A 25,830-nucleotide genomic window follows, 5' to 3' on the forward strand; every position below is an offset into this window, starting at 1 on the left:
ATTAATGATTGATATTCATATTGTTTTGAACTTTAATTTCATCATCAATCATTAATGAAATTTTCAATCAATTTTACTTAAAACATGGAATCCATCGCACTCGACCTCGTGGATCTGCAGCTGCTCAACCTCCTGCAAACCGACGCCGCGCAAAGCAACCAGTCCCTGGCCGAGCGGGTGCATGTCTCCCCGCCCACCTGCCTGCGCCGGGTCAAGCGCCTGCAGGATGCCGGACTCATCGAGCGGCAGGTCGCCATCCTGCAGCCCGACCGGCTGGCCGCCCTCCAGGGCCACGGGCTGGCGTGCATCGTCGAGGTGTCGCTGGACCGGCAGGGGGCCGAGCAGCTCGACGCGTTCGAGGCCCGCGCGGTGGCGGATGCCGCCGTGCAGCAGTGCTGGCGAGTTTCGCCGGGGCCGGACTTCGTGCTGGTGGTGCACACGCGGGACATGCCCGGCTACCTGGCGCTGTCGCAGCGGCTTTTCACCGGCGACGCCAATGTGCGCAACGTCAAGGCTTTTTTCGCCACCCGCAGGGCAAAATTTGATACAAAAGTGCCGCTATCGCTGGATTGACAAGCACTGTAAGCTATATTTTTCATAGCAACCGCCTGCTTGGCGCATCCCCCGCCAGTTCCCCCGCTGGGCGCCATGCCTTGCTGGCCTCTTGCCCCGCGGCAAGGTAAGCTGCCCCAGACTTCCACCCTCCAGCCCGCCGGGCTTCGCGCGGTACCGCATGCCGGCGGGTCCGCCAGAGGCACACCAGGACCCATGCCCACACCCGAACGCCAGATGCCCCGCCGTATCTACCCGCTCCGGGTCCTGGGCATGGGGCTGGGCGGGATGGTGGTGGGTGTGGTGCTGTGGGAGCGCCAGGCCTCGTTCCCGGCCTGGGCGGCGCTGGTGCTGGCCGCCCTCGTCTGGCCCCATGGGGCCTACCTGCTCGCGCGGCGCAGCGCCGACCCCTACCGCGCTGAAATCCGCAACCTGCTTGCCGACTCGGCCATGACGGCCGCGCTGGTGCCGCTGATGCACTTCAACCTGCTGCCCAGCGCGCTGCTGGTCACGCTGACGATGGTGGACAAGATCACCACCGGCATCGGCGGGCTCTGGGCCCGGTCCATCCCGGTGATGCTCGCGGCCGGTGTGGCCAGCGCGGTGGCCACCGGCATGCACTGGGCGCCCGAGACCTCCATGCGGGTGATCGTGGCGTGCCTGCCGGTGATGATGCTGCATACGCTGTCGGTCAGCGTGGTGAGCTACCGGCTGATCCGCAAGACCGCGCGGCAGAACCAGCAGCTGGACGAGCTGCGCCGCGTGGACTCGCTGACCGGCCTGTACCGGCGCGGCCACTGGGAGGAACAGGCCGAGGCCGCATTGCGCCACCACCACGCGACCGGCGAACCGGCCTGCATGCTGATGATGGACATCGACCACTTCAAGCACATCAACGACGCCCACGGCCACACCGTGGGCGATGAGGCGCTGCGGGCGCTGGCCCATGTGGTGCGGGGCAATGTGCGCGCTGGCGACTGCGCGGGCCGCTACGGCGGCGACGAGTTCGCCATCATCCTGCCCGGGCTGCAGGCCCGGGACGCGATGGCCATCGCCCAGCGCATCCGCGAGCAGACCGAGGGCACGCGCCTGCGCAACCTGCCGCAGCTGCGCTTTACCAGCAGCATCGGCGTGGCGCCTGCCCAGCGCGGCCACGCCAGCGTGCGCGAATGGACCGATGCGGCCGACGCCGCGCTCTACGCCGCCAAGAACGCCGGGCGCAACCGCGTCTCGGGCGGCCCGGACGCTGCCGCGCCACTGGTGCCCGCCGCGTAGCGCCGGGCCCGCGGCCTGCCCACGGACAACCGCGGCCTCAGGCGCGCGATGGCGCGGCAACGGCAGCAACAGCCGCCGAGCCCGGCCACGCCACCCGCACCGTGCAACCCGCCCCGGGCAATGCGGTGGCCGTGATGGCGCCCCCGTGGCGCTGCGCGATGGCCTGGCACAGCGCCAGCCCCGCGCCCACGCCCTCGAACTCGCTCTCGCGGTGCAGGCGATGGAACACGCCGAACAGGCCGTCGGCGCGCGCAGGATCGAAGCCCGTGCCGTTGTCCTGCACGGTGAACACGACCTGCCCCGCCTGCGCCGCCGCGGGGTCGGATTCGGCCTGCACCGCGATGCACGGCCGCGCGCTGTGGCGCGTGAACTTGAGGGCATTGCCCAGCAGCTGCACCAGCAGCTCCTGCAGCAGGGCGGGGTCGGCCTGCAGCGTGGGCAGGCGGGTGGCATCCGCGGTGCGCCAGTCGATGGCGCGGCCCGCCTCGGCGGAGGCCAGGGCGGCACGCGCCCGGGCCACGGCGTCCGCCAGCGGCACCGGCTGCAGGTTCAGCGGCGCCCGCTGGGCACGCGCCAGCGCGAGCAGGCCGTCGATCATCATCCCCATGCGCCGCGCGGACTGGTCCATGGTGCCCAGAAAACGCAGAGCCTCCTGCACCGCAGCCGACTGCGCGACGTCCGGCGGCAGGTCGCCCAGCACTTCGCGCACCAGCGTGCCGTACGAGGTCACGTGCCGCAGCGGCGCGCGCAGGTCGTGCGAGACGGCGCGCAGAAACTCTTCCTGCGCTGCCGCCATGCCGGCCACCTGCTGCTGGCTGCGTGCCAGCTCGGCGCGCAACAGCTGCAGCTCCTGCCCGGCGGTGGCGTCGGAGGGTGTCATGACCTGGGCAGCTTGGCGGGGCGCGCCCAGTTGGCGATGCTCACCTGCTTGCCGCGCGCCACGCTGAGGGCGCCCGGGGCCGTGCTCTTGGTGATGGTGCTGCCGCCGCCCACGGTGCCGCCCGCGCCAATGGTGACGGGCGCCACCAGCACGCAGTTGCTGCCCACGTGCACGTCGGCCTCGATCACCGTGCGGTGCTTGTTGGCGCCGTCGTAGTTGGCGGTGATGGCGCCCGCGCCGTAGTTCACGCGCTCGCCCACCGTGGCATCGCCCAGGTAGGCCAGGTGGTTGGCCTTGGCGCCGTCGGCCAGGGTGCTGTTCTTCACCTCGACGAAGTTGCCGATGTGCACTTCGCGGCCCAGCTGCGCGCCGGGGCGCAGGCGGGCGAACGGGCCGATCAGCGCACCCTCGCCCACCGTGGCGCCTGCCTTTTCGCCGTCGATGTGGGTGAAGGGATGGACCACCGCGCCCGCAGCGATGCGCGCGTTGGCGATGCAGCAGTGGGCGCCGATGCTCACGCCCTCGCCCAGCTCCACGCGGCCGGTGAAGACGCAGTTCACGTCGATCTCCACGTCCTGCCCGCACACCAGCTCGCCGCGCGCGCCGGTGCGGGTGTCGTCGCGCACATCGAACCGCGCGGGGTCGGCCAGGCGCACGCCCTGCTCCATCAAGGCCCGGGCTTGGCGCAACTGGTGCGCACGCTCCAGCTCGGCCAGCTGCAGCGGGCTGTTCACGCCCGCCACCTGCAGCGCATCGGTGATGCGGTGGGCCGCCACGGGCACGCCATCGGCCACGGCCATCGCGACGATGTCGGTGAGGTAGTACTCGCCCTGCGCGTTGTCATTGGTCAGGCGGGCCAGCCAGCCGCGCAGCAGGCGCGCGGGCACGGCCATGATGCCGCTGTAGACCTCGGTGATGGCGCGCTGGGCCTCGCTCGCGTCCTTGTGTTCGACGATGCCCCGCACCCGGCCCTGGCCATCGCGCACGATGCGGCCGTAGCCCGTGGGATCGGGCAGCGTGACGGTGAGCAGCGCGAGCTGCCCGCCGGCCGAGGCCGCGACAAGCGCGCGCAGCGTGTCGGCCTGCGTGAGCGGCACGTCCCCCGACAGCACGACCGCCGTGCCGTCGTCGCGCAGGTGCGGCACGGCCTGCAGCACCGCGTGGCCGGTGCCGAGCTGGGGTTCCTGGCGCACGAATTTCACATCCAAAGTACCCCCAGCGCTTGCTGCGCCTGCGCTGGCAGCTTCCACTTCTGTAGCACCATGGCCGGTGATGACGATGGCGCTGCGCGCCTGCAGGTGCGCCGCCTGGTCGAGCACGTGGTGCAGCAGCGGGCGCCCGGCCAGGCGCTGCAGCACCTTGGGAAGCCGGCTTTTCATGCGCGTGCCCTTGCCGGCCGCCATGATGAGGATGTCGAGTTGCGTCATGGATCTTCTGGGGGAGATTCGATACCGGGCGGGAAGCCCCGCGCAGGCTGGGCCACGATTATCGGCTGCGCCCGCCCGTGCCGGGCAATCCGCTACAGCAGCGGCATCAGGCGGGGCGGCCTGTCGTAGTACTCGGCGATGCGCGCGAGCGCCCGGGTGTTGAGCAGGCGCAGCCGCCCGTTCCTGATTTCATGCAGGCCCAGGGTGGCCAGCCGCCGCAGGGTCTTGTTGGTGTGCACCAGCGACAGCCCGAGCGCATCCGCGATGTGCTGCTGGTTCAGCGGAAACGCCACGGTGCCGTCGGCCTCCACCAGCCCGATGCGGTCCAGCCGCCGGTACAGGTGCATCAGCAGCATGGCCACGCGTTCGGTGGCGTTGCGGCGGCCGGCGGTCAGCAGGTTGTCGTCCACATGGCCCTCCTCGTGCGCCGACAGCCAGGTGATGTCGTAGCCCAGGCGCGGGTGCTCGCGAAACAACGCCCACAGGCTGTCGTTCTGGAACACGCACAGCGCGCAGTCGGTGAGCGCCTCGATGCCATGGGTGGACACCTCGCCAAACTCCTGCTGCAGCCCCACCAGGTCGCCCGGCAGCAGGAAGTTCAGGATCTGGCGGCGCCCGTCGCTCAGCGTCTTGTAGCGAAACGCCCAGCCCGCATACAGCGTGAACAGCCTGGCATTGACCTCGTTCTCGCGCACCAGCGCGCCACCGGCCTCCACGGCCAGGGTGGTGGTGCGAAAGCCTTCTATGAAGTCCAGCACCTCGGGCTTGACCGCCGTGAATGCCCCCGTTGCGCGCAGCCTGCATTCATGGCAGGTGGGCGGGCAGGCATGGGTGGGCAGGCTGGGGTTCATGGCGTGGCGGAGGGTGGGGAGATTTTAGGGACTGCGGCCGGCATTCCAAGGGCTCCACGATGCCACGGCCCCGCCCGGTGGCGCGATAGTTACATGTATGTCTTTTGACATTGCACAACCACCGGGCGCTCCCTACATTGGGATCGTCTATGAAACCCAGCCCCGACCTCTACGAAGTGCTCTACGTGAGCACCCTCGCACCCGATCAACCCACCAGCGTGGTGGCCGAGGTCGCCGGGCGCGCGCGCCTGGTGAACGCGCAGCTTGACATCACGGGGCTGCTGATCTTCGACGGCCAGCGCTTCTGCCAGCAGTTGGAAGGCCCGCAGAAGGCCGTGCTCAAGCTCATCGAGCGCATCCGCAACGACCCCCGCCACATCAACGTCGAGGTGCTGCACAACGGCCCGCTGGCGGCGCGCCGCTTCCAGCAGTTCAGCCTGGCCTTCAGCACGGTGGAGGACGTGGATGCGCTCGCGCGCATGGAACGGCTCGACGGCGAAGCAGCGCTGGCCGCGTTCGAGTCCATGCGCAGCCAGCTCGTCCTCTGACACGCGCCCACGCGCCGGCCCCCATGGGCCCCTGCGGGGGCTGAAGCCGCGTCATGCGGCGTCCGGCCAGCGCCGCAGCAGCAGGCTGGCGTTCACCCCGCCGAAACCAAACCCGTTGAGCATGGCGTGCGTGAGCGCCATCGGCCGGGGCCGCAACGCCACCATGTCCAGCCCCTCGGCCAGCGCATCGGGCGTGTGCAGGTTCAGCGTGCCCGGCACCACTTGGTCGCGCAGCGCCAGCGTCGTGAAGATGGCGGCCACCGCGCCCGCCGCTCCCAGCAGATGGCCCGTGGCCGACTTGGTGGAGCTGATGGCCACCTGTGACCCCGCGCCAAACACACGGCGGATGGCGGCCAGCTCGCCACGGTCGCCCACACCGGTGGACGTGGCGTGCGCGTTCAGGTGCTGCACGTCCTGGGCCGTGAGGCCTGCCTGCGCCAGGGCGGCCCACATGCTGCGCGCGGCGCCGTCACCGTCTTCGGGGCCGGAGGTGATGTGGTACGCGTCGGCCGACGTGCCGTAGCCCACCAGCTCGGCCAACGGCTGTGCGCCGCGCGCCAGTGCATGGTCCAGCGCCTCGATCACCAGCATGCCTGCGCCCTCGCCCATCACGAAACCGTCGCGCTGCGCATCGAACGGGCGCGATGCCTGCTCAGGCATGTCGTTGAACGCCGTACCCAAGGCCTTGGCCGCCGCAAAGCCGCCCAGGCTCACACGGTCGATAGCGGCCTCGCTGCCGCCGCACACGGCCACATCGGCCTCGCCGCTACGGATCAGGCGCGCGGCATCGCCAATCGCCTGCACGCTGGCGGCGCAGGCGGTGACCGGCGCACCCAGCGGCCCCTTGAGCCCGTGGCGGATCGACACCTGCCCCGCCGCCAGATTGACCAGGAACGACGGCACAGTGAACGGCGACAGGCGCTGCGGGCCGCGCGCGTCGGTGGTGCGCACTGCCTCGGCAATCGCGCCAAAACCACCAATGCCCGAGGCGATCACCGTGGCCGTGCGCTCGCGCGCCCGCTCATCGGCAGGCGGCCAGCCGGCCTGCGCCAGCGCCTGCTGCGCCGCGCCCAGCGCAAAGGGGATGAAGCGGTCCATCTTGCGCTGGTCCTTGGACGAGACGACGGCATCCACGTCCCAGCCACCTTCGGGGTCTTGAGCGACATCCGGCACCTGCCCCGCCACCTTGGCGGCAATGCCGTCCGTGACAGCGTCCGGCAGGCGCGACAGGCCCGAGCGCCCCGCCAGCAGGCGCCGCCACACCAGTTCCACACCGCAGCCCAGCGGCGACACCAGGCCCATGCCCGTGACCACGACGCGCCGCATCAGGCCACCGCCTTGTCGCAGCACACACCACTCCACACCTTGGCACCACGGCCGCCATGGATCATCTTCTTCATGGATTCACCTCGTCAGACAGATTGGGCACAGCACCAGGAACCGGCTCCAGGGCACTGCGGCGACACGCGGAAACGATCCGCGCCTTTATGATTGCAGCCGTCATCATAAAGGCATCACCACTTTTTTGCGTACGATCGCAATCAATAAGAGGCAGCATGAAGGTTTCCAAAGCACAGGCCGCCGAGAACCGGCAGGGCATCCTGGACGCGGCATCCCGCCTGTACCGCGAGCGGGGGCTGACCGGCGTGGGCGTGGCCGACATCACGCGCGACGCGGGGCTCACCCATGGCGGGCTGTACCGGCATTTCGCCTCCAAGGATGCGCTGGTGCAGGAGGCCTGTGCGCGGGCGTTCGACTGGTCCATCGCCCCGCTGGACGGCGCCACTCCGAACACCACCATCGGCGAGCGCATAAAGAGCTACCTCTCGCCCCAGCACCGCGACTCGCCGGGCACAGGTTGCCCGGCCGCCGCGCTGGCGGTGGACGCCGCGCGGGCGGGCAGCGAGCTGTCGGAAGTGTTCGCCCAGGGCATCGAGCGCAACATCGGGCGTTTTGCCCAGCTGCTCTGCGGTGGTGACGCCACCGTGCAGCCCCAAGACCGCGCCCGCGCCATGCAGGTGCTGGCCACCATGGTCGGCGGGCTGGTGCTGGCCCGCGCCACCGCCGCGGCGCGGCCGGCGTTGTCGGATGAAATATTGACGACGTTGCAGGCCCAGTTGATCGGGCTGCTGGGCGACGGCGACGCACGCTGACAACCTGGCGCTCACCCATTGCTATCAAAAAAAGAGCTGCTGGCGCTTGATGGTCAAGCGCCAGCAGCTCTTTGAAGCTCTATTGCACACCCGAACACCGGCGGGGCAGGCCCCTCTCCGGATCAGGCCGGCGCCCTCAGGCGCAGCAGGCGGCGTCGCCCCAGGCGGGAGCCCCGTTGCCCACGGATGCGCGGCGCCACCACGATGCAGGGCGGGCACTGGCAGCCTCGCCGCGCACCCAGCGGTACTGCAGGCGGCGGCCGTTCAGGGGTTCCACCACCACCGACTGGCCCGCGGCGACCTGCAGCGACTGGCCGGCGCACAGAAACACATCGCTGCTGTCGCCCAGGCCCTTGCCCAGCGTCACCCAGGCCTGGCCTTCGGCGATGCGCAAGGTCATCGCGGCCCTGGGGGCCAGGCTGACGGCGGCGCCAGCGGCCACGGTGCCGGCGCCAGCGGCCGAAGCGCCCACGGCGCGGGAAGATGCGAACAGATGAAGAGCGTGAGAGGTTGTCATGGCATTCTCCGGGTTAACCCTAGTAAGACCGTATGGTGCGCGGCTTGCAGAACAACGTCCAATGAAAAGCACGGCACCGATTGATGCTTTTCCTGCATGTAGTCCTCAAGCGGGCCTGCGCTGTCCCTGTGGCGCTATCCGATTGAGAGCAAAGCGAGCCAGGCCAGCAGCAAACCGCCCGCCCGCGCCCGTCACCTCCTCCAACGCAGCGCCCAGGGCACGTCCGCCCTGCCCCAGGGCATGCCCCAGGTCGCGCAGCGGCTGCACCACGCCACATTCCCAGTCGCGGGCGGCCAGGCTGTGGGGCAGGGTCGTCGCCGGGGCGGCCGCGCCATCCCAGTGGAAGGCCACGGGCTCGGTGCCACCGCCGGGGTTCCAGGCCTCCATCACCACATGCTGGCCGGGCGCGACAGCCAGCTGCTCGCCCGCCCGCAGCAGATGGTCGGCCGTGGCACCGGGCAGGTCCGCCAAAGACCCGCTCAGGGTGAGCCAGACCTGCCCCTGGGCAATCTGCAGCACGCCATGGGTGTGCGGGCGCAGCGACAGCGCCTGGCCCGTGGCCAGTTTCCAGCAACCGGCCGCAGATCCGCCAGCCAGGCTGGCGTGCACGGATTGTTGCGATTCCAGAACGTTGCGGGGGGACATGACAGGCTCCTTGGCTTCGATGAAAAGGTGTTTCGGAGACTGGATAGTGCGCTCGGCGGCACACACAGTCCAATGAAAACGCGGTACGCTATTCATTCCGCCAACGCATGAATCGCATCCAGGACACCTGCCATGGCCTCTGCCGAATACTCCCCTGCCGTCCTTCGCACCCGCCCCGTGGCCACCGGCCATTGGCGCGCCTTTCTCGCCGTGGCCAAGCACCTGAACTTCCGCGCCGCCGCCGACGAGCTGGCGCTCACCCAGTCCGCCGTGAGCCGCCAGATCCAGGCACTGGAAGAAGAAGTGGGCGTGGCGCTGTTCCTGCGCCACACGCGGGCGGTGGAGCTGACCAGCGCGGGCGCGCAGCTGCAGCGCGCCGTGGCCCCGGCGCTCGAGCGCATGGACGCCGCCGTGCGCCTGGTGCGCCAGACGGCCGGGCGCCGCAGCGTGGCCATCACCACCTGGGCCAGCTTCGCATCGATGTGGCTGATCCCGCGCATGGAGGAGTTCCAGCGCGACAACCCGGGCATCGACATCCGCATTGATGCGAGCGACGTGCCGGTGGACCTGGAAACCTCGGACGTGGACCTGGCCCTGCGCTACAGCATGCCGGGCGCGGGCACCCTGGGCGGACAGCGCCTGTTTGGCGAGCAGCTGGCCGTGGTGGCCAGCCCCTGGCTACTCAAGAGCGGCAAGCCCCTGCGCACGCCGGCCGATGTCACCCAGTTCACGCTGATCGAGGCGGGCGACGCGCACCGCAGCCAGCACCTGGAATGGCTCAGCTGGCGCCGCTGGTTCGACGCGCGGGATTTGGCCAAGCTGCAGCCCGAGCGCTGGCTGTATTTCAACTACGCCCACCAGATCGTGCAGGCCGCCCTCGCCGGCCAGGGCCTGGCGCTGGCGCGCATGCCGCTGATTGCCGATGCACTGGCCGCAGGCGACCTGGTGGAGGTGCTGCCCGGCCACCGCATCGACTCCCCGCTGGCCTACTGGCTGATGGTGGGGCCCCGCAGCGCGCAGCGGCCGGAGATCAAGGCGTTTTGCGCCTGGCTGCAGGTGCAGGCCCAGGCCACGCGCGAGGCGATCGGGGATGTGCCGGACCCGGACCTGAACGACAACCTGGACTGACCACAAAAAAAGCGCTGAACCCGGCTGGGTCAGCGCTTTTATTTTGATAGCTACTCGCGCTTATTCATCAAGCGCCAGCGGCCAATTTGACTGAAAATCAGGCCAAGGTCACCCGTGCAAACTTGCGCTTGCCCACCTGCACCACGTAGGTGCCGGCGGCCAGCTTCAGGCCCTTGTCGCTGACCACGCTGCCATCCACCCGCACGCCGCCGCCGTCGATCAGGCGGTTGGCCTCGCTGCCGGACGGCGCCAGGTTGGCCTGCTTGAGCAAGGCACCGATGCCCAGCGGCGCACCCGACAGGGACACTTCGGGGATCTCATCGGGCACGCCGCCCTTGCTGCGGTTGATGAAATCCTGCTCGGCCGCATCGGCCGCCGCAGCGCTGTGGAAGCGCGCGGTGATTTCCTTGGCCAGCATCACCTTCGCGTCCTTGGGGTTGCGCCCGCCCGCGATCTCGGCCTTGAGCGCGGCGATCTCGGCCAGGCTCTTGAACGACAGCAGCGTGTACCAGTCCCACATCAGCGTGTCGCTGATCGACAGCACCTTGGCGAACATGGTGTTGGGCTCTTCGGCGATGCCGATGTAGTTGTTCTTGGACTTGGACATCTTGTCCACGCCGTCCAATCCCACCAGCAGCGGCATGGTGAGCACGCACTGCGGCTCCTGGCCGTATTCCTGCTGCAGGTGGCGGCCCATGAGCAGGTTGAACTTCTGGTCGGTGCCGCCCAGCTCCAGGTCGCTTTTCAGGGCCACCGAGTCGTAGCCCTGCATCAGCGGGTACAGAAACTCGTGCACCGCGATGGATTGGCCGGTGGTGAAGCGCTTGTGGAAATCGTCGCGCTCCATCATGCGCGCCACGGTGTACCGGGAGGCGAGCTGGATCATGCCGCTCGCGCCCAGGGGCTCGCTCCATTCGCTGTTGTAGCGGATCTCGGTGCGCGCGGGGTCCAGCACCATGCTGGCCTGCTTGTAGTAGGTCTCGGCGTTCACCTTGATCTGCTCGGGCGTGAGCGGCGGGCGCGTGCTGTTGCGGCCGGAAGGGTCGCCGATCAGGCTCGTGAAGTCCCCGATCAGGAAGATCACCTGGTGGCCCAGATCTTGCAATTGCCGCATCTTGTTCAGCACCACCGTGTGGCCGATGTGGATGTCGGGTGCCGTGGGATCGAGTCCCAGTTTGATGCGCAGCGGCTGGCCCGTGGCCTCCGAGCGCGCCAGCTTCTTGACCCATTCGTCCTGCGGCAGCAGTTCCTGCACGCCGCGCAGCGAGATTTCAAGGGCCTGTCTTACACCATCAGAGACCGGGGTTGTTGTAACAGCAGATTGATTCATAAGGGTTTTTTGGGATGTCTAGACAGCATGCACCGCTATACTTCAGCCCACATTGCTTGAGGCGGATTCTAGTAGGCCCGCCGTTTCGACCTGTTTTCACGCTGTCGCATGGCCACATGCCTGGCAGCCTGTGTTCCTGGCCTCGCCCCGCCGTCGCAACGGGGGAGTTTCAGGAAGTCACGCTCACCCTGGGGATAGACCTTTGATTCACGGCCTCACTACGGTCCGCACCGCCAGCACCGCTTTGCTTGACCGGCTGTCCCGCACGATCCAACAACATCCCAAACGCATCACCGCCGCTGTCGCAGCCCTGCTGCTGACGGGCGGCGGCGGCGCGTTCGCCGTGGCGTCCTTTGCGCCCGACCCGGCCGAGCTGCCGGTGCGCATGGTGAGCTACCCCGTCGAATCGCTGGCCGAAAACCTCGTGCTGGGCGAGCTCGACGCCCCGGGCTTCTCGCTGTTCCGCTCCGAACAGGTGCGCAGCAGCGACACCCCCGAATCGCTGCTGCAGCGCCTGGGCGTGGCCGACCCGGCCGCCGCCGCGTTCATGCGCGGTGACACTCCTGTGCGACAAAATGTGCTCGGGCGCACCGGCCGTGCCGTGTCGGCCGAGACCACCGACGACCACCGCCTGACCCGCCTGACCGTGCGCTGGGTGCCCGACGACAGCGGCAGCTTCCGCCGGCTCATCGTCGAGCGCAACGGCGACAAATTCAGCTCCCGCATCGAAACCGCCAAGATGACGGTGGGCAGCCGCCTGGCGGGCGGCATCATCCACAGCTCGCTGTTCGCCGCCACCGATGCCTCCAACATCCCCGACGGCGTGGCCGTGCAGATGGCCGAACTCTTCTCGGGCAACATCGACTTTCGCCGTTCGCTGCGCAAGGGCGACCGCTTCTCGGTGGTGTATGAAACCCTGGAAGCCGACGGCGAGCCCCTGTCCAGCGGCCGGGTGCTGAGCGCCGAGTTCGTCAACAACGGCAAGACCCACCAGGCCCTGTGGTTCCAGGAGCCGGGCGCCGCCAAGGGCGCCTACTACACGCTCGACGGCGAGAGCATGCGCCGCGCCTACCTGACCTCGCCGGTCGAGTTCTCGCGCGTGACCAGCGGCTTCAAGATGCGCATGCACCCCATCCTGAAGACCTGGCGCGCTCACCTGGGCACCGATTTCGCGGCCCCCTCCGGCACCTCCGTGCGCACCGTGGGCGACGGCGTGGTCGAGTTTGCCGGCGTGCAGAACGGCTTTGGCAACGTGGTCTTCGTCAAGCACCGCAACCAGCACGTCACCGTGTACGCCCATCTGAGCCGCATCGACGTGCGCCAGGGCCAGTCCGTAGAACAGGGCCAGACGCTGGGCGCAGTGGGCGCCACCGGCTGGGCCACCGGCCCCCACCTGCACTTCGAATTCCGCGTGAACGGCGTGCACCAGGATCCGCAGACCATCGTCGCCCAGAGCGAAGCGGCGGCCCCCGTCTCGGCGGCCGGGCGACCCGCGTTCGAGCGCCTGGCGTCCAACATGCGCATCCAGCTGTCCGCTGCGGCGCTTGTCGAACAGGCCAGCGCAGACTGAGCCGCTGGCAGCATCCGCGCGCACATCCCCCGGGCCATGTCTGATCTGTACATCGGCCTGATGTCGGGCACCTCGCTCGATGGCATCGACGGGGTGCTGGCGGATTTTTCCGGCCCCCGCATGGTGGTCACGCACCACGCCAGCATGGCGTTCGCGCCGGAGCTGCGGGCGGAACTACTCGCCCTGAACACCCCTGGCAGCAACGAGCTGCACCGCGCAGCGCTGGCGGGCAATGCGCTGTCGCGCGCGTATGCCGAGGTGGTGCACGCGCTGCTGGAGCGCAGCGGACAGCCGGCCAGCGCCATCCGCGCCCTCGGAGCCCACGGGCAGACGGTGCGCCACCGCCCCCAGGAATTCGACGGAACGGGCTACACCCTCCAGTTGGGCAGCCCCGCCGTGCTGGCGGAACGCACGGGCATCACCGTGGTGGCGGATTTCCGCAGCCGCGACGTGGCCGCCGGCGGCCAGGGTGCGCCCCTGGTGCCCGCGTTCCACCAGGGCGTGTTCGGCCGCGCGGACGAGACCGTGCTGGTGCTCAACCTCGGCGGCATCTCCAACCTCAGCGTGCTGGGTGCCGGGGGGGCCAGCGTGCTGGGGTTTGACTGCGGCCCCGGCAACGCGCTGATGGACCACTGGTGCCAGCAGCATACCGGCCAGCCTTTCGATGCGGACGGTGCATGGGCCGCAAGCGGCCAGGTGCTGCCGGCGCTGCTGGCCTCGCTGCTTGACGAACCCTTTCTGCACAAGCCCCCGCCCAAGAGCACGGGGCGCGACCTGTTCAACCCCATCTGGCTCGCGCGGCATCTGCAGCCATGGGCATCGGCGGACCCCGTGGACGTACAGGCCACCCTGACGGAATACACCGCCCGCGCTTGCGCCATCAGTGCCAATAGCTATCAAGAGAATAGCAACACCCTGGCGGTGTGCGGTGGCGGCGCCCTGAACACCCACCTGATGGCGCGGCTGCAGGCCGCATGCCCCGCCGTGCGGGTCGTCGCCACCGATGCGCTGGGCCTGCCGGCCCTGCAGGTCGAGGCCGCGGCTTTTGCCTGGCTGGCGCGGCAGGCGCTGCACGGGCAGCCCGGCAACCTGGCCAGCGTCACCGGGGCCGTGGGCGCCCGCGTGCTGGGCGCGGTCTACCCGGCCTGATCCGGGCCGGGCCTGGCGACCCCTTCCCCGAAACCCCCTTCAGCCGTGGTCCGTGGCGTCCGCCGTGGCGGCGGCCCGGCTGCCGGCGCGGTCCTGGGGCGACAGCTGCCAGAAGATGCCCGCCGAGGCCACGGTGATGAGCCCCATGCATGCGAACGTGGCCTGGAACGCCCTCAGCGTCTCCTGGGCGCCGCCGGCAGGGAAGAAATCAGTGAACGCAGCCAGCACCGCCCCTGCGGCCGCCACGCCCATTCCCATGGCCACCATCTGCACCATCGACAGCAGGCTGTTGCCGCTGCTTGCCATGGCATGTTCCAGGTCCTTGAGCGTCACGGTGTTCATGGCGGTGAACTGCAGGGAATTCACGGCACCAAAGACCGCCAGCTGCGCCACATGCACCCACAGGGGCTGCGTGGGAGCGGCCAGGCCAAAGCTGGCCATCGTGACGCCCACGAGCAGGGTGTTGCCCACCAGCACCTGCCGGTAGCCGAAACGGGTGATCAGCGGCGTGGTGAAGCGCTTCATCGACATGCCGGCGATGGCCACGGGCAGCATCATCATGCCGGCCTGCAGGGGCGAGTAGCCCATGGTGACCTGCAGCAGCAGCGGGACCAGGAATGGCATGCAGGAGCTGCCCAGGCGCGAGAACAGGTTGCCCAGCAGACCGATGCGCAGTGTGTCAATGGAAAAGAGCCGCGGCGAGAACAGCGGGTCGGCCCGCCGCGCCGCGTGCAGCCAGTAGGCCACCAGGCTGGCCAGCCCGAAGACCATCAGCACCAGCACGCCCGCCTGGCGCAACCCCATGCTGGCCAGGCCGTCCAGCGCCAGCGAGAGCGACACCATGCCGAAGGCGAGCATCAGGTAGCCCGCCAGGTCGAAGCGGGGCACGAAGGTCACGGGCTCGCCCGGCATGAAGCGCAGGGTGGCGATGCAGCCCACCAGCCCCACCGGCACATTGATGAGGAAGATCCAGTGCCACGACGCCGCCTCCACGAGCCAGCCGCCCAGCGTGGGGCCGATCAGTGGCCCGATCAGGCCCGGAATGGCAACGAAACTCATGGCCTGCAGGAACTGCTCGCGCGGAAAGGTGCGCAGCACCACCAGCCGCCCCACCGGCAGCAGCAACGCCCCGCCCAGCCCCTGCACCACGCGCGCCGCCACCAGCTGGGTCAGGCTTTGCGCGAGCGCGCAGCACACCGAACCCAGCACGAACAGCACGATGGCGGACAGATAGACGCGCCGTGAACCAAAACGGTCGGCCAGCCACCCGGAAGCCGGTATCAGCATGGCCATGGCCAGCGAATAGGCCACCACCACCGACTGCATGCGCAGCGGGCTTTCTCCAAGGCTGCGGGCCATGGCGGGCAGCGCGGTGTTGACGATGGTGGCGTCCAGCGTCTGCATGAAGAAGCCGATGGCCACCAGCCACAGGAGCACTTTCAGGGATCTGTCTTGCTGCATGGCACGCCAGGATGGCTTTTCCAGGAAAACGAAAAGGGGTATCCCCATGAAAAAACCGCCCGTCCGGGCGGCTTGTCGTTTCATTCCGTGCCGCTGGCGCGGCGCAGAGGCACACCCTCAGGCGGAGAAGCTGGAGCCGCAGCCGCAGGTGGTGGTGGCGTTGGGGTTCTTGATGACGAACTGGGCGCCCTGCAGGTCTTCCTTGTAGTCGATCTCGGCGCCGACCAGGTACTGGTAGCTCATGGCATCGATCAGCAGCGACACGCCATTCTTGGTCATGGTGGTGTCGTCTTCGTTGGTGATTTCATCGAAGGTGAAGCCATACTGGAACCCCGAGCAACCGCCACCCTGCACGAAAACGCGCAGTTTCAGGTCAGGATTGCCCTCTTCGGCGATCAGGTCCGCCACCTTGGCCGCCGCGCTGTCCGTGAACAGAATGGGGGCGGGCATTTCGGTCTGGATGTTTTCGGCAACAGCGCTCATGGGGTACTCCGGGTTCAATGTTTGCGGTGAATAGTACTTCAGACCGCTCGGGAATTCAGTTCACTGGCTGTTTGACGCTAACTTCAGTGGGGGCTTTTCCTCCACCAGCACGGCCACAGGGCACATCTGCCCGGCGATCACAGCGCCCTGGTGCATCTCCAGCGCCTTGTAGTGCACATTGCCTGTGATCTTGGCCTTGGGCTGCAGTTCCAGCAATTCCGCGGCATGCACGGGGCCCACCACCTGCCCGTTGACGATCACATGGTCGGCGTGCACCGCACCCTCCACCCGGGCCGTCTCGGAAATCACCAGGATGCTGGACTGCTCCGATCCCGCGCGGATGTCCCCCACCACCTCGCCATCGATGCGCATCCCTTCTGCGAAGTGCACATCCCCCTCGATCCGGGTGCCCTGGGCGACCAGGCTTTTGATCGGTGGCTGCTTTTTGCGGGAAAACATGGGTGAGAACTCCTGAAAGGACACGCTCCGGCCGAAAGGAGCGTGCGGATGGGAAACAACGGGATGCCAGGCCCACGGCGTACCGGCGCGGCCTCTGCGCGGGCCCGGCGCTTGCGGCGGGGGCCTCTCTCGACGACGACAGCCTGGCCGGGGCCATCGCGGGCGCCTTGCGGGTGCTCCTACTAGTCGATGGCCATGGCCTGCACGGCGCGCACTGTCGTGCCTTCCAGCACGCGGGCGGTCACGGTTTTTACCACGGCACTGGGCGGCAGATCGAGGACCCCCTCGATGCGCCGGTACTGTTTGACCTGCAGGGGCTGCCCCTGGGCCGGCTGGGTCTGCGTCCAGGGCTTGCCGTCCTGGGTGCCTGCCAGCACCAGTTCCAGCCGGCCATTGAACTCGGGCGCATTGCGCGCGGCCTGGATCACCAGGACCTGCCAGCGCAGCTGCATCCCTCCCAGCACTTCGGCCTGCAGGCTGCGAATCGCGAGCCCTTCGGTCTTTGCCGCGGGAATCAGCTTCTCGAAAAACCCCAGGTCCTCGCGCAGCGTCCGATTGTCCGCCTCGAGCTGTCGCACCTGCGCCATCAGGCTTTCCTTGGCGGCCCGCTCGGTCACGAGCAGGCTCTCGGCCGTATGGGCCACCGTCTGCTGCTCCTGGCCCACGCCGCGCAGGCGGGCCACCTCCGCGCGCAGCTGGAGCAGTTCGTCCCGGGAAACGGAGTCCAGGCCCGCGATCGACTTGCCGAACTCGAAGGCCCACAGCGCCACCGCCGCGCAGAACCCGAAAACCACCGCCAAGGCCAGCCAGCGCAGGGGCCAGGGCAAGGCGCTGCGGATGGCCACCCGGGGGGCGCTGATCGTCAGCCGGCGGCGCAGAAGGCGAAGGCGCATGGTGAAAACAGGGGAGTCATCGGGGAGGCCCGGGAGAAAAGAGCGCACCTTAAACGAAAAAACCGCCCGGAGGCGGTTTTTGCTCTGTAAAGCAATTCAGGACGGAGCGCTTTGCAGGGGTTGGACATCCGCCCAGGGGCGGGTGTCCGGCAGTGCCCAGCCAGCTTAACGCTTGGAGAACTGCTTGGCGCGGCGTGCGGAGTGCAGGCCGACCTTCTTACGTTCGACTTCACGTGCATCGCGCGTCACGAAGCCGGCTTGGCTCAGGACGGGCTTGAGGGATGCGTCGTAATCGATCAGGGCGCGGGTGATGCCGTGGCGGGCAGCGCCGGCCTGGCCGGATTCACCACCGCCGTGGACGTTGATCTGGATGTCGAAGGTTTCGACATGGTTGGTCAACGCCAGGGGTTGCTTGGCAATCATGATCGAGGTTTCGCGGCCGAAGTAGGACTGGATGTCCTTGCCGTTCACCGTGATCTTGCCGGAGCCTTTTTTCAGAAACACGCGGGCGACGCTGGACTTGCGACGGCCGGTGCCATTGTTCCATTCACCAATCATCTCAAGGCTCCTTAGATTTCCAGCACTTTGGGCTGCTGGGCGGTGTGGGGATGCTCAGCACCACCGTACACCTTGAGTTTCTTGATCATCGCGTAGCCAAGGGGGCCCTTGGGCAGCATGCCCTTGACGGCCTTTTCCAGCGCGCGGCCGGGGTGCTTGGCTTGCATGTCGCGGAAGTTCGTGGCCGTGATGCCGCCGGGGTAACCCGAGTGGCGGTAGTACACCTTGTCCAGGGACTTGGTGCCGGTGACCTTGAGCTGGGCAGCGTTGATGATGACGATGAAGTCACCGGTATCGACGTGAGGCGTGTAAATGGCCTTGTGTTTGCCGCGCAAACGGAGAGCAACTTCGCTGGCTACTCGTCCGAGGACCTTGTCGGTCGCGTCAATCACAAACCACTCGTGCACAACCTCAGCGGGCTTGGCGCTGAAAGTAGTAGTCATGAGTTTTCTCTTATGAAGAGGGTTTGGCGGGTCCTTTTCCACGGTCGGTGCTTCTCTGAAGGAAGCCTCTTAGGTGGCGAAAATGTCTCCGCCGCGGGACCACAAAGCGCTGCGAAGCCCTCGATTATACGAATTTGCGTGCCAGGGGCGCAAGCCGCCCGTGCGCACAGTGCTCCAGGCCCCGGCGGCCACCCTCAGTTGGGGGTCTGGCGGCGGCGCTGCTCCTCGGCCTCGTAGCGGCGGCGGTTTTCCACGCACACGGCCTGCCCCGCCTGCGACGGCTTCTGGCATTCCTGGTGGATGCACATGGGCCGCGCCAGGAAATTGGCGTCGGCACAGGCCTCCTGCGGACTGGGCACGCGCGGCGGCAGCGGGCGAGGCTTGGGCTCGGCCACGACCGGGGGCGGCGTTGGCGGGGGTTCCTCGTGCACCACGGCCTGCACGGGTGTGGGCTCGGGCGCCGCGCGCTTCGCGGTCCGGGGCGGCGTGCGCGGCGCGGAGGCCGGAACAAAGGCAGGCGCAGGCAGGGATGCAGCCACCGCAGCGCCCGCCGCGCCGTCAAGGGAAGCCACCGCAGCCGGCGCGCTCGCAGCCATGTCGGCCAGCGCGGTCTCCACCAGGGCGGGCGGCGTGGCAGCCGGCCGCTCGGCCATCTCGGTGATGATGTCGTCGTGCGGCGCCTTGCTGCTCTGGGCCCAGCGCAGTCCTGCCGCCGAGGCCACCACGGCAAAAACGGCCACGCCCAGCCAGACCACCACGGGGGAGCGCCGCGCCGTTCTGGCCGTCTTGCTTGCGGCACGGGGAACCTCACGCTCCATCGGCCGCGGCCGGTGATCGTGCGCATGCCGCGCGGCGGCCCCGTGCCGGTGGCCGGCCGCAGGGTCGTCATAGCGGGAGTCGTCGGCCACGACGGTATCCCCGGCGTCGATGAAGACTGTGTCTCCAGCCTCGGCGGCCACCGTGTCCGGCCCCCCGAGCATCACGGTGTCGCCGCCGGCCGCGGCCTCCTCCCCGGAGGGGGCGTCCTCGCGCGCATCGCGGGCGGGCGCCTGCACCGCGGCGCGCGGCGCCTGGGGCGGTATCTCCACCACGCTGCTGGCCGCGGACGTCACATCCACCGTGGGCGTGAGCAGGCCCGGGCCGGGCTGGTCGGCGGGCTCGACCCAGATGTCGCCCAGATCGGCGCGGAAATCGAAATGTTCGCTTCCTTCCGGCGCGGACGTCATCTCCATGAGCTGCAGGAACGCATCGATGCTCTGCGGCCGGTCCTCGGGCTTGAGCGCCAGGGATTGCGCGATCGCCGCCACGAAGGGCGCGGAATATTCCACGCCGAACTGGCGCTTGACGGTTCTTGCCACCCGGGAGAACGACACCATGCGATCACGGATGGAACGCAGGGTCGCGGGCAGCGGGGTGTCGTTGCACAGGCAGCCATGCACCACGGCGGCCAGGGAGTACAGGTCGCTCCAGGGGCCCTGGCGCAGTTCCTCGTCGCCATCGGAATACTGCTCGATGGGTGCGTAGTTCACCTTGAGCACGGCCGTGTGCTTGCGGTCCTGGTCATTGATCGCATGCCGGGCGGCGCCCAGGTCCAGCAGCACCGGAGGGCCACTGTCCTGCAGGAAGATGTTGTCGGGCGAAATGTCCCGGTGCAGGGTTTTCCCGTCGTGCAGCACCCGCAGGGCGCCGAGCACCGACCACAGCACCTTGCGCAGCCAGATCTCGGGGGGCGGGGTGCGCATCTGGGCGCGGGCCTGCTTGAACGTCATGCCGGTGTACAGCGGCATGACCATGTACGCGGTGTTGTTGGCCTCCCAGAAGCGGAACACCTTCACGAGCGAGGGATGGTCGAACTGGGCCAGCAGGCGCGCCTCTCCCACGAAAGACGCCAGCCCGGCATGGAAGGTCTGCTGGTCGGACGACGACCGCACCCACAGCGACTGGCCCTGCGCACGGCCCGCCAGCGCCGAAGGCATGTACTCCTTGATCGCCACCGCCCGGTGCAGAGAATGGTCGAAGGCCTTGTAGACCATGCCGAACCCGCCCACGCCAAGGAGCGCCAGGATCTCGAATTCCGCGAGGCGGGTGCCGGGGGGCAGCGCATCCACATGGCTGACACCACTGGCAGAGGCTTGGCTGGAACTTGCGATCATGGTGAAGAGAATGGGGCGTGAATGCGGGCTTCGGCGGGGGATTGTGAGCGAACGGGTGCCAAGGCCGTTTTCATCGCAATCATGAAGCATGCCAGCATGCATGACAGAAACAAAAGGCTTCCGGTCTGCCAAAAAAGTTACACACCCTGGTCAGACAAGCGCCGATTGTGCCGCGCCGTGGGGACAGGCAGCGCCCGGGCCCATGACAAATTCGCATCGGATCATGACCGCGCGCCCGGGGCCTGCCGCCGGGCCATGGCCCCATCGACTGCGCTGCGCCGGGGGCGCACTCGTTACCATAGGGCCATGTTCAGTTATCGCCACGCCTTCCACGCAGGCAACCATGCCGATGTGCTCAAGCACACGGTCTTGATCGCCGCCTTGCAACACCTTACCGAGAAAGACGCGGCACTGACCGTGCTGGACACCCACGCGGGCGCGGGACTGTACCGGCTCGATGGCGACTATGCCAGCACCAGCGGCGAGGCCGCGGACGGCATCGTCCGGCTTTTTGCACCCACCGCGCCCGCCCTCACGCCCGCCCTGCAGGCCTATGTGGACATGGTCCGCGCCTTCAACCAGGGCAGTGCGCTGCGCGTGTACCCGGGCTCCCCGTTCATCGCCCAGCGCCTGCTGCGCGGCCACGACAAGCTCAAGCTCTTCGAGCTGCATCCCACGGACCTGCGGGCGCTGGCGGGCAACGTGGCCCAGCTGGAGGCAGGCCGCCAGGTGGCCGTCCTGCACGAAGACGGGTTTGAGGGGATCAAGAAATTCCTGCCCCCGCCGGCCCGCCGCGCGCTTGTGCTCTGCGACCCCAGCTATGAAATCAAGAGCGACTACGCCAAGGTGCTCGACATGGCCGCCGACTCGCTCAAGCGTTTTGCCACCGGCACCTATGCGTTCTGGTACCCCATCATCCCGCGCCCGGAAGCCCACGACCTGCCGCGCCGCCTCAAGACGCTGGCCACCAAGGCCGGCAAGGGCTGGCTGCATGCCACGCTCACGGTCAAGAACAGCAAGCTCACTGAAAACGCCGCGGGCGACGTCAAGCGCCCCGGCCTGCCGGCCAGCGGCATGTTCCTGATCAACCCGCCCTTCACCCTGAAGGCGGCGCTGAAGACCGCGCTGCCGCAGATGGTGGAATTGCTGGCGCAAGACAAGCACGCCACGCACACGCTCGAATCCGGCGGCTGACGGCGGCGGTCAGGGGGCGGGGCAGTCCCGCTCGCCCTCGTCCAGCGCAAAAAGCTCCACGGGCTTGAGCCCCAGGCCCACCATCCCCAGCACCTCGGCGGCCCCCCGGCTCAGATCGATCACGCGGTTGCCCGTGTGCGGGCCCCGGTCGTTGATGCGGACCACGACCGAACGGCCCGTGGCCTGGCTGCGCACGCACACGCGCGAGCCGAACGGCAAGGTGGGATGCGCCGCGGTGAGCGCCTTCATGTCGAAGGGCTCTCCGCTGGCCGTGCGGCGCTTGTGGAACTTCGCGCCGTACCAGGAGGCCAGGCCCACCTCGTCGGCGGGCAGGCGCAGCTGCGGGGCCTGCGGGCTTTCGGTGCCATCCTCCCGCCCACCGGGGCGCGACGGCGGGTCGATCAGCATGGCCTCGCCCGGCACGCTCAGCAGGTGCGGGGCCAGTGCGTCGGCCTCGGCGGACAGCCCCTGCGCACGCCCCCAGGACGAGCAGCCCCACACCGAAACACCGCAGCAGACCACCCCGAGCACCTTCCACCACAGGGCGGCCCGGCGGCCCTCCACCGGGCCCGTCAGCGCGGCATCGCCGCGCGGCTGGCGCATCAGATCCCCAGCCGGCGACAGATCTCCAGCGTCGCGGCACTCTGGTTCATCGTGTAGAAGTGCAGGGCCGGCACGCCGGCACTGCGCAACCGGTCGCACAGGTCGGTCACCACATCCAGGCCAAAGGCCTTGATGCTCGCCGTGTCGTCGCCGAAAGACTGCAGGCGCAGGCGTATCCAGCGGGGAATCTCGGCGCCGCAGGCGTCCGAGAAGCGCATCAGCTGGGTGGAGCTGCCGATGGGCATGATGCCGGGCACCACGGGCACATTGGCCCCCAGTCGCTGCGCGTCTTCCACAAAGCGGAAATACGCATCGCTGTTGTAGAAATACTGGGTGATCGCCGAGTCCGCTCCGGCCTGCACCTTGGCGATGTACGCCTTGAGGTCCGCCTCGGGCGACTTGGCCTGGGGGTGGACCTCGGGGTAGGCCGCCACCTCGATATGGAAGTCCCGGCCGGTCTCCGCACGGATGAAGGCCACCAGGTCGCTGGCGTAGTGGAACTCCCCGCCCGCGCCATAGCCGCTGGGCAGATCGCCGCGCAGCGCGACCAGGCGCTTGACGCCCATGTCCTTGAGCATGGCGAGCTGCTCGCGCACGGACTGGCGCGTGGCGCCAATGCACGAGAAGTGCGAGGCTGCGCCGACCCCCTCGGCCAGGATTTCGCGCACCGTGCCAAACGTGCCCTCCTGCGTGGAACCGCCCGCGCCGTAGGTCACCGAACAGAAATCAGGGTGCAGCGCATACAGCTGCTGGCGCGCGGTGCGCAGCTTGTCGGCCCCCTCCGGCGTCTTGGGCGGGAAAAACTCGAAGCTCACCGGGAAACCGATGCCCTGGGCATTGGCAGCAATCATGTGGCCCTCCTCGCATAAACAAAAAATTCACGGTTGCCGTCGCCGCCCTGGATCGGGCTGTCCAGCCAGGCGTGCACCGCCAGGCCCAGTTCGGCGCAGCAGTCACGGATGCGCTTTTCCACCACGGCGTACAGCGCCTCGTCGCGCACGATGCCGCCCTTGCCCACCTGGCCGGGCTGCAGCTCGAACTGCGGCTTGACCAGCATGAGCAGGTGGCCGTCGGGCCGCAGAAATGCGGCGATGGCAGGCAGCACCAGGGTCAGCGAAATGAAGGACAGGTCGCCCACCACCACGTCGAACAACGGGGTCGTGTCCACGCCCGCGCATTCGGCGCGGCGCCGGCGCTGGACGGGCAGCGTGCCCAGCGCGCGCGCCTCGGCACGCTGCGCACGCTCGGACTTGAAGGCTTCGATGTCCTGGTCCTTGGCGTCGCCGCTGTCATCGTAGGCGTCGTCCACCAGCCCGCCGTTGCGCATCCAGCTGTAGGGCGCCTCGGGCTGGGTCTCGTTGTCCTCGTCCACATCGACGGCTTCGGAGAGCGCGTCCTCGCACGCCTGCTGCAGCGCCTCGGCGGTCAGCGAGCGCGCATTCACGCCCTCGACGCAAACCACCCGCAGATCGCTGCGCAGCCGCTCGTGCAGCTGGCCATGGCCCACGTCCACGCCGACGACCTGCGCCGCGCCCTGCTGCAACAGGCAATCGGTGAACCCACCGGTGCTCTGCCCCACATCCAGGCAGCGCAGCCCGGCCACGGGCAGGCCCGTGGCCCGCAAGGCGCCTTCCAGCTTGAGCCCGCCGCGCGAGATGTACTTGGCCTCGGCATCGTCCAGCAGCTTCACCTCGGCCACGGACGGGATGTCATCGCCGTTCTTGGCCACCTTCTGCCAGGGCGCCAGCGGCGACAGGCGCCACTCGACGCCTGCAGCAATCAGCCGCTGTGCCTGCGAACGCGTGGCCGCATGGCCGGACTCCACCAAAAAAACATCTGCGCGCATGCGTCACTCTCTCGTCAATCGACGATGGATTTCATAGCCAAAATGGCTTCTACCGCTTTATCCACAAGCGCTGGCCGCTCCCAAAAAAGGAGCAGCAACAGCCACCCGCACGATCAGTAGCGGTACGTGTCGGGCTTGTACGGGCCTTGCTTGGGCACACCGATGTAGGCGGCCTGCTCGTCGGAAAGCTCCGTGAGCATCGCGCCCACCTTCTTGAGGTGCAGGCGCGCCACCTTCTCGTCGAGGTGCTTGGGCAGCACGTAGACCTTGCCGTTCTCGTAGTAGTCGCTGTGGGTGAACAGCTCGATCTGGGCGATGGTCTGGTTGGCGAAGCTCGACGACATCACGAAGCTCGGGTGGCCCGTGCCGCAGCCCAGGTTCACCAGGCGGCCCTTGGCCAGCAGGATGATGCGCTTGCCGTCCGGGAAGATCACGTGGTCCACCTGGGGCTTGATCTCTTCCCACTCGTACTGCTCGAGCGTCGCGACCTGGATCTCGTTGTCGAAGTGGCCGATGTTGCAGACGATGGCCTGGTCCTTCATGGCCTTCATGTGGTCGTGGGTGATCACGTCCTTGTTGCCGGTGGTGGTCACGAAGATGTCGGCCTTGTCGGCGGCGTATTCCATCGTCACGACCTTGTAGCCTTCCATCGCGGCCTGCAGGGCGTTGATGGGGTCGATCTCGGTCACCCAGACCTGGGCGCTCAGGGCGCGCAGGGCCTGGGCAGAGCCCTTGCCCACGTCGCCGTAGCCGGCCACGCAGGCCACCTTGCCGGCGATCATCACGTCGGTGGCGCGCTTGATGCCGTCCACCAGCGACTCGCGGCAGCCGTACAGGTTGTCGAACTTGCTCTTGGTCACCGAGTCGTTCACGTTGATCGCGCGGAACATCAGCGAGCCCTTGGCCGACATTTCCTTCAAGCGGTGCACGCCGGTCGTGGTCTCTTCGGTCACGCCGATGATCTGCGCGCTCTTGCGGCTGTACCAGGTCGGGTCCACGGCCAGCTTGGCCTTGATGGAGGCGAACAGGCAGGTTTCTTCTTCGCTGGTGGGGTTGGCGATCAGCGATGCGTCCTTTTCGGCGCGCTTGCCCAGGTGCATCAGCAGCGTGGCGTCGCCGCCGTCGTCCAGGATCAGGTTGGGGCCTTCGCCTTCGGTGCCGGCGGGGCCGAAGTCAAAAATGCGGTGGGTGTAGTCCCAGTATTCGGCCAGGGTCTCGCCCTTCACGGCGAACACGGGCGTGCCGCTGGCGGCAATCGCGGCGGCGGCGTGGTCCTGCGTGGAGAAGATGTTGCACGAAGCCCAGCGCACCTCGGCACCCAGGGCCTGCAGCGTCTCGATCAGCACGGCGGTCTGGATCGTCATGTGCAGGCTGCCGGTGATGCGGGCGCCCTTGAGCGCCTGCTTGGCGGCGAATTCCTCGCGGATGGCCATCAGGCCGGGCATCTCCGTTTCGGCGATGCGGATCTCTTTACGGCCCCAGGCGGCCAGGCCGATGTCGGCAATGATGCAGTCGGTGTTGACCGGGGCGTTGACGCGTGCGTTCATGATGGTGTGCTCCAAAGCATGTTTGAAAGACCACATTCAGCGCGGGGATGAGACGGAAGGCTCACCACACGAGAAGTGGATGAGCGTCGTTGCTAGATGACTCCGAGCCTCACGCCCCGCCAGTGCTGGGGACGCTGCAACGCTCCTCGGATCGGCGGATTATAA

At 68.1% G+C, this 25,830-nt stretch carries 26 protein-coding genes and 1 riboswitch; of the genes, 8 read left to right on the forward strand and 18 right to left on the reverse strand.

Translation table 11 applies throughout. The features are described 5' to 3' along the window. Positions 1 to 84: 84 nt before the first annotated feature. Both AC07PV_RS17760 and AC07PV_RS17765 read left to right on the forward strand, forming a co-directional pair. A complete protein-coding gene (locus tag AC07PV_RS17760) occupies positions 85 to 573 on the forward strand; it encodes an Lrp/AsnC family transcriptional regulator (RefSeq protein WP_218339845.1) in 489 nt (162 codons plus the stop codon). Between the two features lie 195 nt (positions 574 to 768). Next, complete coding sequence (locus AC07PV_RS17765) at positions 769 to 1,827, forward strand: diguanylate cyclase (protein ID WP_369643444.1); 1,059 nt, start codon at positions 769 to 771, stop codon at positions 1,825 to 1,827. A gap of 37 nt (positions 1,828 to 1,864) precedes the next feature. On the opposite strand, the gene AC07PV_RS17770 is transcribed toward AC07PV_RS17765, so the two are convergent. From AC07PV_RS17770 to AC07PV_RS17780, 3 genes are all read right to left on the reverse strand, one after another. Then, positions 1,865 to 2,707 (reverse strand): sensor histidine kinase, encoded by an 843-nt coding sequence (locus AC07PV_RS17770; RefSeq protein ID WP_369643445.1) that lies wholly within the window; start codon positions 2,705 to 2,707, stop codon positions 1,865 to 1,867. Further along, the gene (gene glmU, locus AC07PV_RS17775; protein WP_369643446.1) at positions 2,704 to 4,134 is read right to left on the reverse strand and encodes a bifunctional UDP-N-acetylglucosamine diphosphorylase/glucosamine-1-phosphate N-acetyltransferase GlmU; all 1,431 of its coding nucleotides are present in this window, start codon (positions 4,132 to 4,134) and stop codon (positions 2,704 to 2,706) included. The genes AC07PV_RS17770 and glmU overlap by 4 nt, the downstream gene beginning before the upstream one ends. A 92-nt stretch (positions 4,135 to 4,226) precedes the next feature. Beyond that, positions 4,227 to 4,985, reverse strand: a complete 759-nt coding sequence (locus tag AC07PV_RS17780) for a Crp/Fnr family transcriptional regulator (RefSeq protein WP_218296228.1) — start codon at positions 4,983 to 4,985, stop codon at positions 4,227 to 4,229. Between the two features lie 149 nt (positions 4,986 to 5,134). Between AC07PV_RS17780 and AC07PV_RS17785 the strand changes: the two genes are divergently transcribed. Further along, positions 5,135 to 5,533 (forward strand): BLUF domain-containing protein, encoded by a 399-nt coding sequence (locus AC07PV_RS17785; RefSeq protein WP_218296229.1) that lies wholly within the window; start codon positions 5,135 to 5,137, stop codon positions 5,531 to 5,533. Between the two features lie 51 nt (positions 5,534 to 5,584). Here AC07PV_RS17785 and fabF read toward each other — a convergent pair whose 3' ends face one another. Then, positions 5,585 to 6,859, reverse strand: a complete 1,275-nt coding sequence (fabF, locus tag AC07PV_RS17790; protein WP_494630945.1) for a beta-ketoacyl-ACP synthase II — start codon at positions 6,857 to 6,859, stop codon at positions 5,585 to 5,587. Between the two features lie 230 nt (positions 6,860 to 7,089). Between fabF and AC07PV_RS17795 the strand changes: the two genes are divergently transcribed. After that, on the forward strand, positions 7,090 to 7,686 hold the full coding sequence (locus AC07PV_RS17795; RefSeq protein WP_492244653.1) for a TetR/AcrR family transcriptional regulator: 597 nt from the start codon (positions 7,090 to 7,092) through the stop codon (positions 7,684 to 7,686). Positions 7,687 to 7,822: 136 nt separating this feature from the next. Here AC07PV_RS17795 and AC07PV_RS17800 read toward each other — a convergent pair whose 3' ends face one another. After that, positions 7,823 to 8,203 (reverse strand): DUF2917 domain-containing protein, encoded by a 381-nt coding sequence (locus AC07PV_RS17800; protein WP_369643449.1) that lies wholly within the window; start codon positions 8,201 to 8,203, stop codon positions 7,823 to 7,825. A gap of 105 nt (positions 8,204 to 8,308) precedes the next feature. After that, positions 8,309 to 8,848: a DUF2917 domain-containing protein gene (locus AC07PV_RS17805; RefSeq protein ID WP_494630935.1), complete on the reverse strand. Its 540-nt coding sequence runs from the start codon at positions 8,846 to 8,848 to the stop codon at positions 8,309 to 8,311. A gap of 132 nt (positions 8,849 to 8,980) precedes the next feature. On the opposite strand from AC07PV_RS17805, the gene AC07PV_RS17810 reads away from it, so the two are divergent. After that, complete coding sequence (locus tag AC07PV_RS17810) at positions 8,981 to 9,976, forward strand: LysR substrate-binding domain-containing protein (RefSeq protein WP_218296233.1); 996 nt, start codon at positions 8,981 to 8,983, stop codon at positions 9,974 to 9,976. A gap of 97 nt (positions 9,977 to 10,073) precedes the next feature. Here the strand turns inward: AC07PV_RS17810 and tyrS are convergent, their stop codons facing one another. Continuing rightward, on the reverse strand, positions 10,074 to 11,306 hold the full coding sequence (tyrS, locus tag AC07PV_RS17815; RefSeq protein ID WP_218339852.1) for a tyrosine--tRNA ligase: 1,233 nt from the start codon (positions 11,304 to 11,306) through the stop codon (positions 10,074 to 10,076). A gap of 202 nt (positions 11,307 to 11,508) precedes the next feature. Here tyrS and AC07PV_RS17820 point away from each other — a divergent pair, with 202 nt between their 5' ends. Next, positions 11,509 to 12,876 (forward strand): M23 family metallopeptidase, encoded by a 1,368-nt coding sequence (locus AC07PV_RS17820; RefSeq protein ID WP_218339853.1) that lies wholly within the window; start codon positions 11,509 to 11,511, stop codon positions 12,874 to 12,876. Between the two features lie 36 nt (positions 12,877 to 12,912). Beyond that, positions 12,913 to 14,025: an anhydro-N-acetylmuramic acid kinase gene (locus tag AC07PV_RS17825; RefSeq protein ID WP_492253962.1), complete on the forward strand. Its 1,113-nt coding sequence runs from the start codon at positions 12,913 to 12,915 to the stop codon at positions 14,023 to 14,025. A gap of 39 nt (positions 14,026 to 14,064) precedes the next feature. On the opposite strand, the gene mdtD is transcribed toward AC07PV_RS17825, so the two are convergent. From mdtD to AC07PV_RS17860, 7 genes are all read right to left on the reverse strand, one after another. Further along, a complete protein-coding gene (gene mdtD / locus AC07PV_RS17830) occupies positions 14,065 to 15,486 on the reverse strand; it encodes a multidrug transporter subunit MdtD (RefSeq protein ID WP_218296237.1) in 1,422 nt (473 codons plus the stop codon). Between the two features lie 117 nt (positions 15,487 to 15,603). Beyond that, positions 15,604 to 15,969, reverse strand: a complete 366-nt coding sequence (gene erpA / locus AC07PV_RS17835) for an iron-sulfur cluster insertion protein ErpA (protein ID WP_008907234.1) — start codon at positions 15,967 to 15,969, stop codon at positions 15,604 to 15,606. 60 nt (positions 15,970 to 16,029) lie between these two features. After that, positions 16,030 to 16,428 (reverse strand): bactofilin family protein, encoded by a 399-nt coding sequence (locus tag AC07PV_RS17840; protein ID WP_218296238.1) that lies wholly within the window; start codon positions 16,426 to 16,428, stop codon positions 16,030 to 16,032. Between the two features lie 182 nt (positions 16,429 to 16,610). Next, positions 16,611 to 17,321, reverse strand: coding sequence for a DUF6776 family protein (locus tag AC07PV_RS17845; RefSeq protein ID WP_218296239.1), 711 nt, complete (start codon positions 17,319 to 17,321; stop codon positions 16,611 to 16,613). A gap of 165 nt (positions 17,322 to 17,486) precedes the next feature. Continuing rightward, positions 17,487 to 17,879, reverse strand: coding sequence for a 30S ribosomal protein S9 (gene rpsI / locus AC07PV_RS17850; RefSeq protein WP_005798582.1), 393 nt, complete (start codon positions 17,877 to 17,879; stop codon positions 17,487 to 17,489). Positions 17,880 to 17,890: 11 nt separating this feature from the next. Further along, positions 17,891 to 18,322, reverse strand: coding sequence for a 50S ribosomal protein L13 (gene rplM / locus AC07PV_RS17855; protein WP_008907237.1), 432 nt, complete (start codon positions 18,320 to 18,322; stop codon positions 17,891 to 17,893). Between the two features lie 194 nt (positions 18,323 to 18,516). After that, the gene (locus tag AC07PV_RS17860) at positions 18,517 to 20,475 is read right to left on the reverse strand and encodes a serine/threonine protein kinase (RefSeq protein WP_494630936.1); all 1,959 of its coding nucleotides are present in this window, start codon (positions 20,473 to 20,475) and stop codon (positions 18,517 to 18,519) included. A 306-nt stretch (positions 20,476 to 20,781) separates the two neighbouring features. On the opposite strand from AC07PV_RS17860, the gene AC07PV_RS17865 reads away from it, so the two are divergent. After that, on the forward strand, positions 20,782 to 21,669 hold the full coding sequence (locus tag AC07PV_RS17865; RefSeq protein ID WP_218296241.1) for a 23S rRNA (adenine(2030)-N(6))-methyltransferase RlmJ: 888 nt from the start codon (positions 20,782 to 20,784) through the stop codon (positions 21,667 to 21,669). 9 nt (positions 21,670 to 21,678) lie between these two features. Here AC07PV_RS17865 and AC07PV_RS17870 read toward each other — a convergent pair whose 3' ends face one another. The 4 genes from AC07PV_RS17870 to ahcY all read right to left on the reverse strand — a co-directional run bounded on the left by AC07PV_RS17870 (position 21,679) and on the right by ahcY (position 25,665). Then, on the reverse strand, positions 21,679 to 22,272 hold the full coding sequence (locus AC07PV_RS17870; RefSeq protein WP_218296242.1) for a septal ring lytic transglycosylase RlpA family protein: 594 nt from the start codon (positions 22,270 to 22,272) through the stop codon (positions 21,679 to 21,681). Beyond that, on the reverse strand, positions 22,272 to 23,123 hold the full coding sequence (gene metF, locus AC07PV_RS17875) for a methylenetetrahydrofolate reductase [NAD(P)H] (protein WP_494630938.1): 852 nt from the start codon (positions 23,121 to 23,123) through the stop codon (positions 22,272 to 22,274). The genes AC07PV_RS17870 and metF overlap by 1 nt, the downstream gene beginning before the upstream one ends. Beyond that, entirely contained in the window at positions 23,120 to 24,118 is a 999-nt protein-coding gene (locus tag AC07PV_RS17880) for a TlyA family RNA methyltransferase (protein ID WP_369643455.1), read from the reverse strand. Before AC07PV_RS17880 ends, metF begins: the two co-directional genes overlap by 4 nt. Positions 24,119 to 24,231: 113 nt before the next feature. Further along, positions 24,232 to 25,665: an adenosylhomocysteinase gene (gene ahcY / locus AC07PV_RS17885; RefSeq protein WP_218339859.1), complete on the reverse strand. Its 1,434-nt coding sequence runs from the start codon at positions 25,663 to 25,665 to the stop codon at positions 24,232 to 24,234. Between the two features lie 74 nt (positions 25,666 to 25,739). Beyond that, positions 25,740 to 25,819: riboswitch (S-adenosyl-L-homocysteine riboswitch) on the reverse strand. Positions 25,820 to 25,830 lie beyond the last annotated feature (11 nt).

The sequence above is a fragment of the Acidovorax sp. GW821-FHT09A11 genome (assembly GCF_059418365.1).

Coding starts and splice junctions, on each gene's coding strand:
- AC07PV_RS17760 (WP_218339845.1), top strand. CDS start 85: ATGGAATCCATCGCACTCGACCTCGTGGATCTGCAGCTGCTCAACCTC.
- AC07PV_RS17765 (WP_369643444.1), top strand. CDS start 769: ATGCCCACACCCGAACGCCAGATGCCCCGCCGTATCTACCCGCTCCGG.
- AC07PV_RS17770 (WP_369643445.1), bottom strand. CDS start 2,707: ATGACACCCTCCGACGCCACCGCCGGGCAGGAGCTGCAGCTGTTGCGC.
- glmU (WP_369643446.1), bottom strand. CDS start 4,134: ATGACGCAACTCGACATCCTCATCATGGCGGCCGGCAAGGGCACGCGC.
- AC07PV_RS17780 (WP_218296228.1), bottom strand. CDS start 4,985: ATGAACCCCAGCCTGCCCACCCATGCCTGCCCGCCCACCTGCCATGAA.
- AC07PV_RS17785 (WP_218296229.1), top strand. CDS start 5,135: ATGAAACCCAGCCCCGACCTCTACGAAGTGCTCTACGTGAGCACCCTC.
- fabF (WP_494630945.1), bottom strand. CDS start 6,859: ATGCGGCGCGTCGTGGTCACGGGCATGGGCCTGGTGTCGCCGCTGGGC.
- AC07PV_RS17795 (WP_492244653.1), top strand. CDS start 7,090: ATGAAGGTTTCCAAAGCACAGGCCGCCGAGAACCGGCAGGGCATCCTG.
- AC07PV_RS17800 (WP_369643449.1), bottom strand. CDS start 8,203: ATGACAACCTCTCACGCTCTTCATCTGTTCGCATCTTCCCGCGCCGTG.
- AC07PV_RS17805 (WP_494630935.1), bottom strand. CDS start 8,848: ATGTCCCCCCGCAACGTTCTGGAATCGCAACAATCCGTGCACGCCAGC.
- AC07PV_RS17810 (WP_218296233.1), top strand. CDS start 8,981: ATGGCCTCTGCCGAATACTCCCCTGCCGTCCTTCGCACCCGCCCCGTG.
- tyrS (WP_218339852.1), bottom strand. CDS start 11,306: ATGAATCAATCTGCTGTTACAACAACCCCGGTCTCTGATGGTGTAAGA.
- AC07PV_RS17825 (WP_492253962.1), top strand. CDS start 12,913: ATGTCTGATCTGTACATCGGCCTGATGTCGGGCACCTCGCTCGATGGC.
- mdtD (WP_218296237.1), bottom strand. CDS start 15,486: ATGCAGCAAGACAGATCCCTGAAAGTGCTCCTGTGGCTGGTGGCCATC.
- erpA (WP_008907234.1), bottom strand. CDS start 15,969: ATGAGCGCTGTTGCCGAAAACATCCAGACCGAAATGCCCGCCCCCATT.
- AC07PV_RS17840 (WP_218296238.1), bottom strand. CDS start 16,428: ATGTTTTCCCGCAAAAAGCAGCCACCGATCAAAAGCCTGGTCGCCCAG.
- AC07PV_RS17845 (WP_218296239.1), bottom strand. CDS start 17,321: ATGCGCCTTCGCCTTCTGCGCCGCCGGCTGACGATCAGCGCCCCCCGG.
- rpsI (WP_005798582.1), bottom strand. CDS start 17,879: ATGATTGGTGAATGGAACAATGGCACCGGCCGTCGCAAGTCCAGCGTC.
- rplM (WP_008907237.1), bottom strand. CDS start 18,322: ATGACTACTACTTTCAGCGCCAAGCCCGCTGAGGTTGTGCACGAGTGG.
- AC07PV_RS17860 (WP_494630936.1), bottom strand. CDS start 20,475: ATGATCGCAAGTTCCAGCCAAGCCTCTGCCAGTGGTGTCAGCCATGTG.
- AC07PV_RS17865 (WP_218296241.1), top strand. CDS start 20,782: ATGTTCAGTTATCGCCACGCCTTCCACGCAGGCAACCATGCCGATGTG.
- AC07PV_RS17870 (WP_218296242.1), bottom strand. CDS start 22,272: ATGCGCCAGCCGCGCGGCGATGCCGCGCTGACGGGCCCGGTGGAGGGC.
- metF (WP_494630938.1), bottom strand. CDS start 23,123: ATGATTGCTGCCAATGCCCAGGGCATCGGTTTCCCGGTGAGCTTCGAG.
- AC07PV_RS17880 (WP_369643455.1), bottom strand. CDS start 24,118: ATGCGCGCAGATGTTTTTTTGGTGGAGTCCGGCCATGCGGCCACGCGT.
- ahcY (WP_218339859.1), bottom strand. CDS start 25,665: ATGAACGCACGCGTCAACGCCCCGGTCAACACCGACTGCATCATTGCC.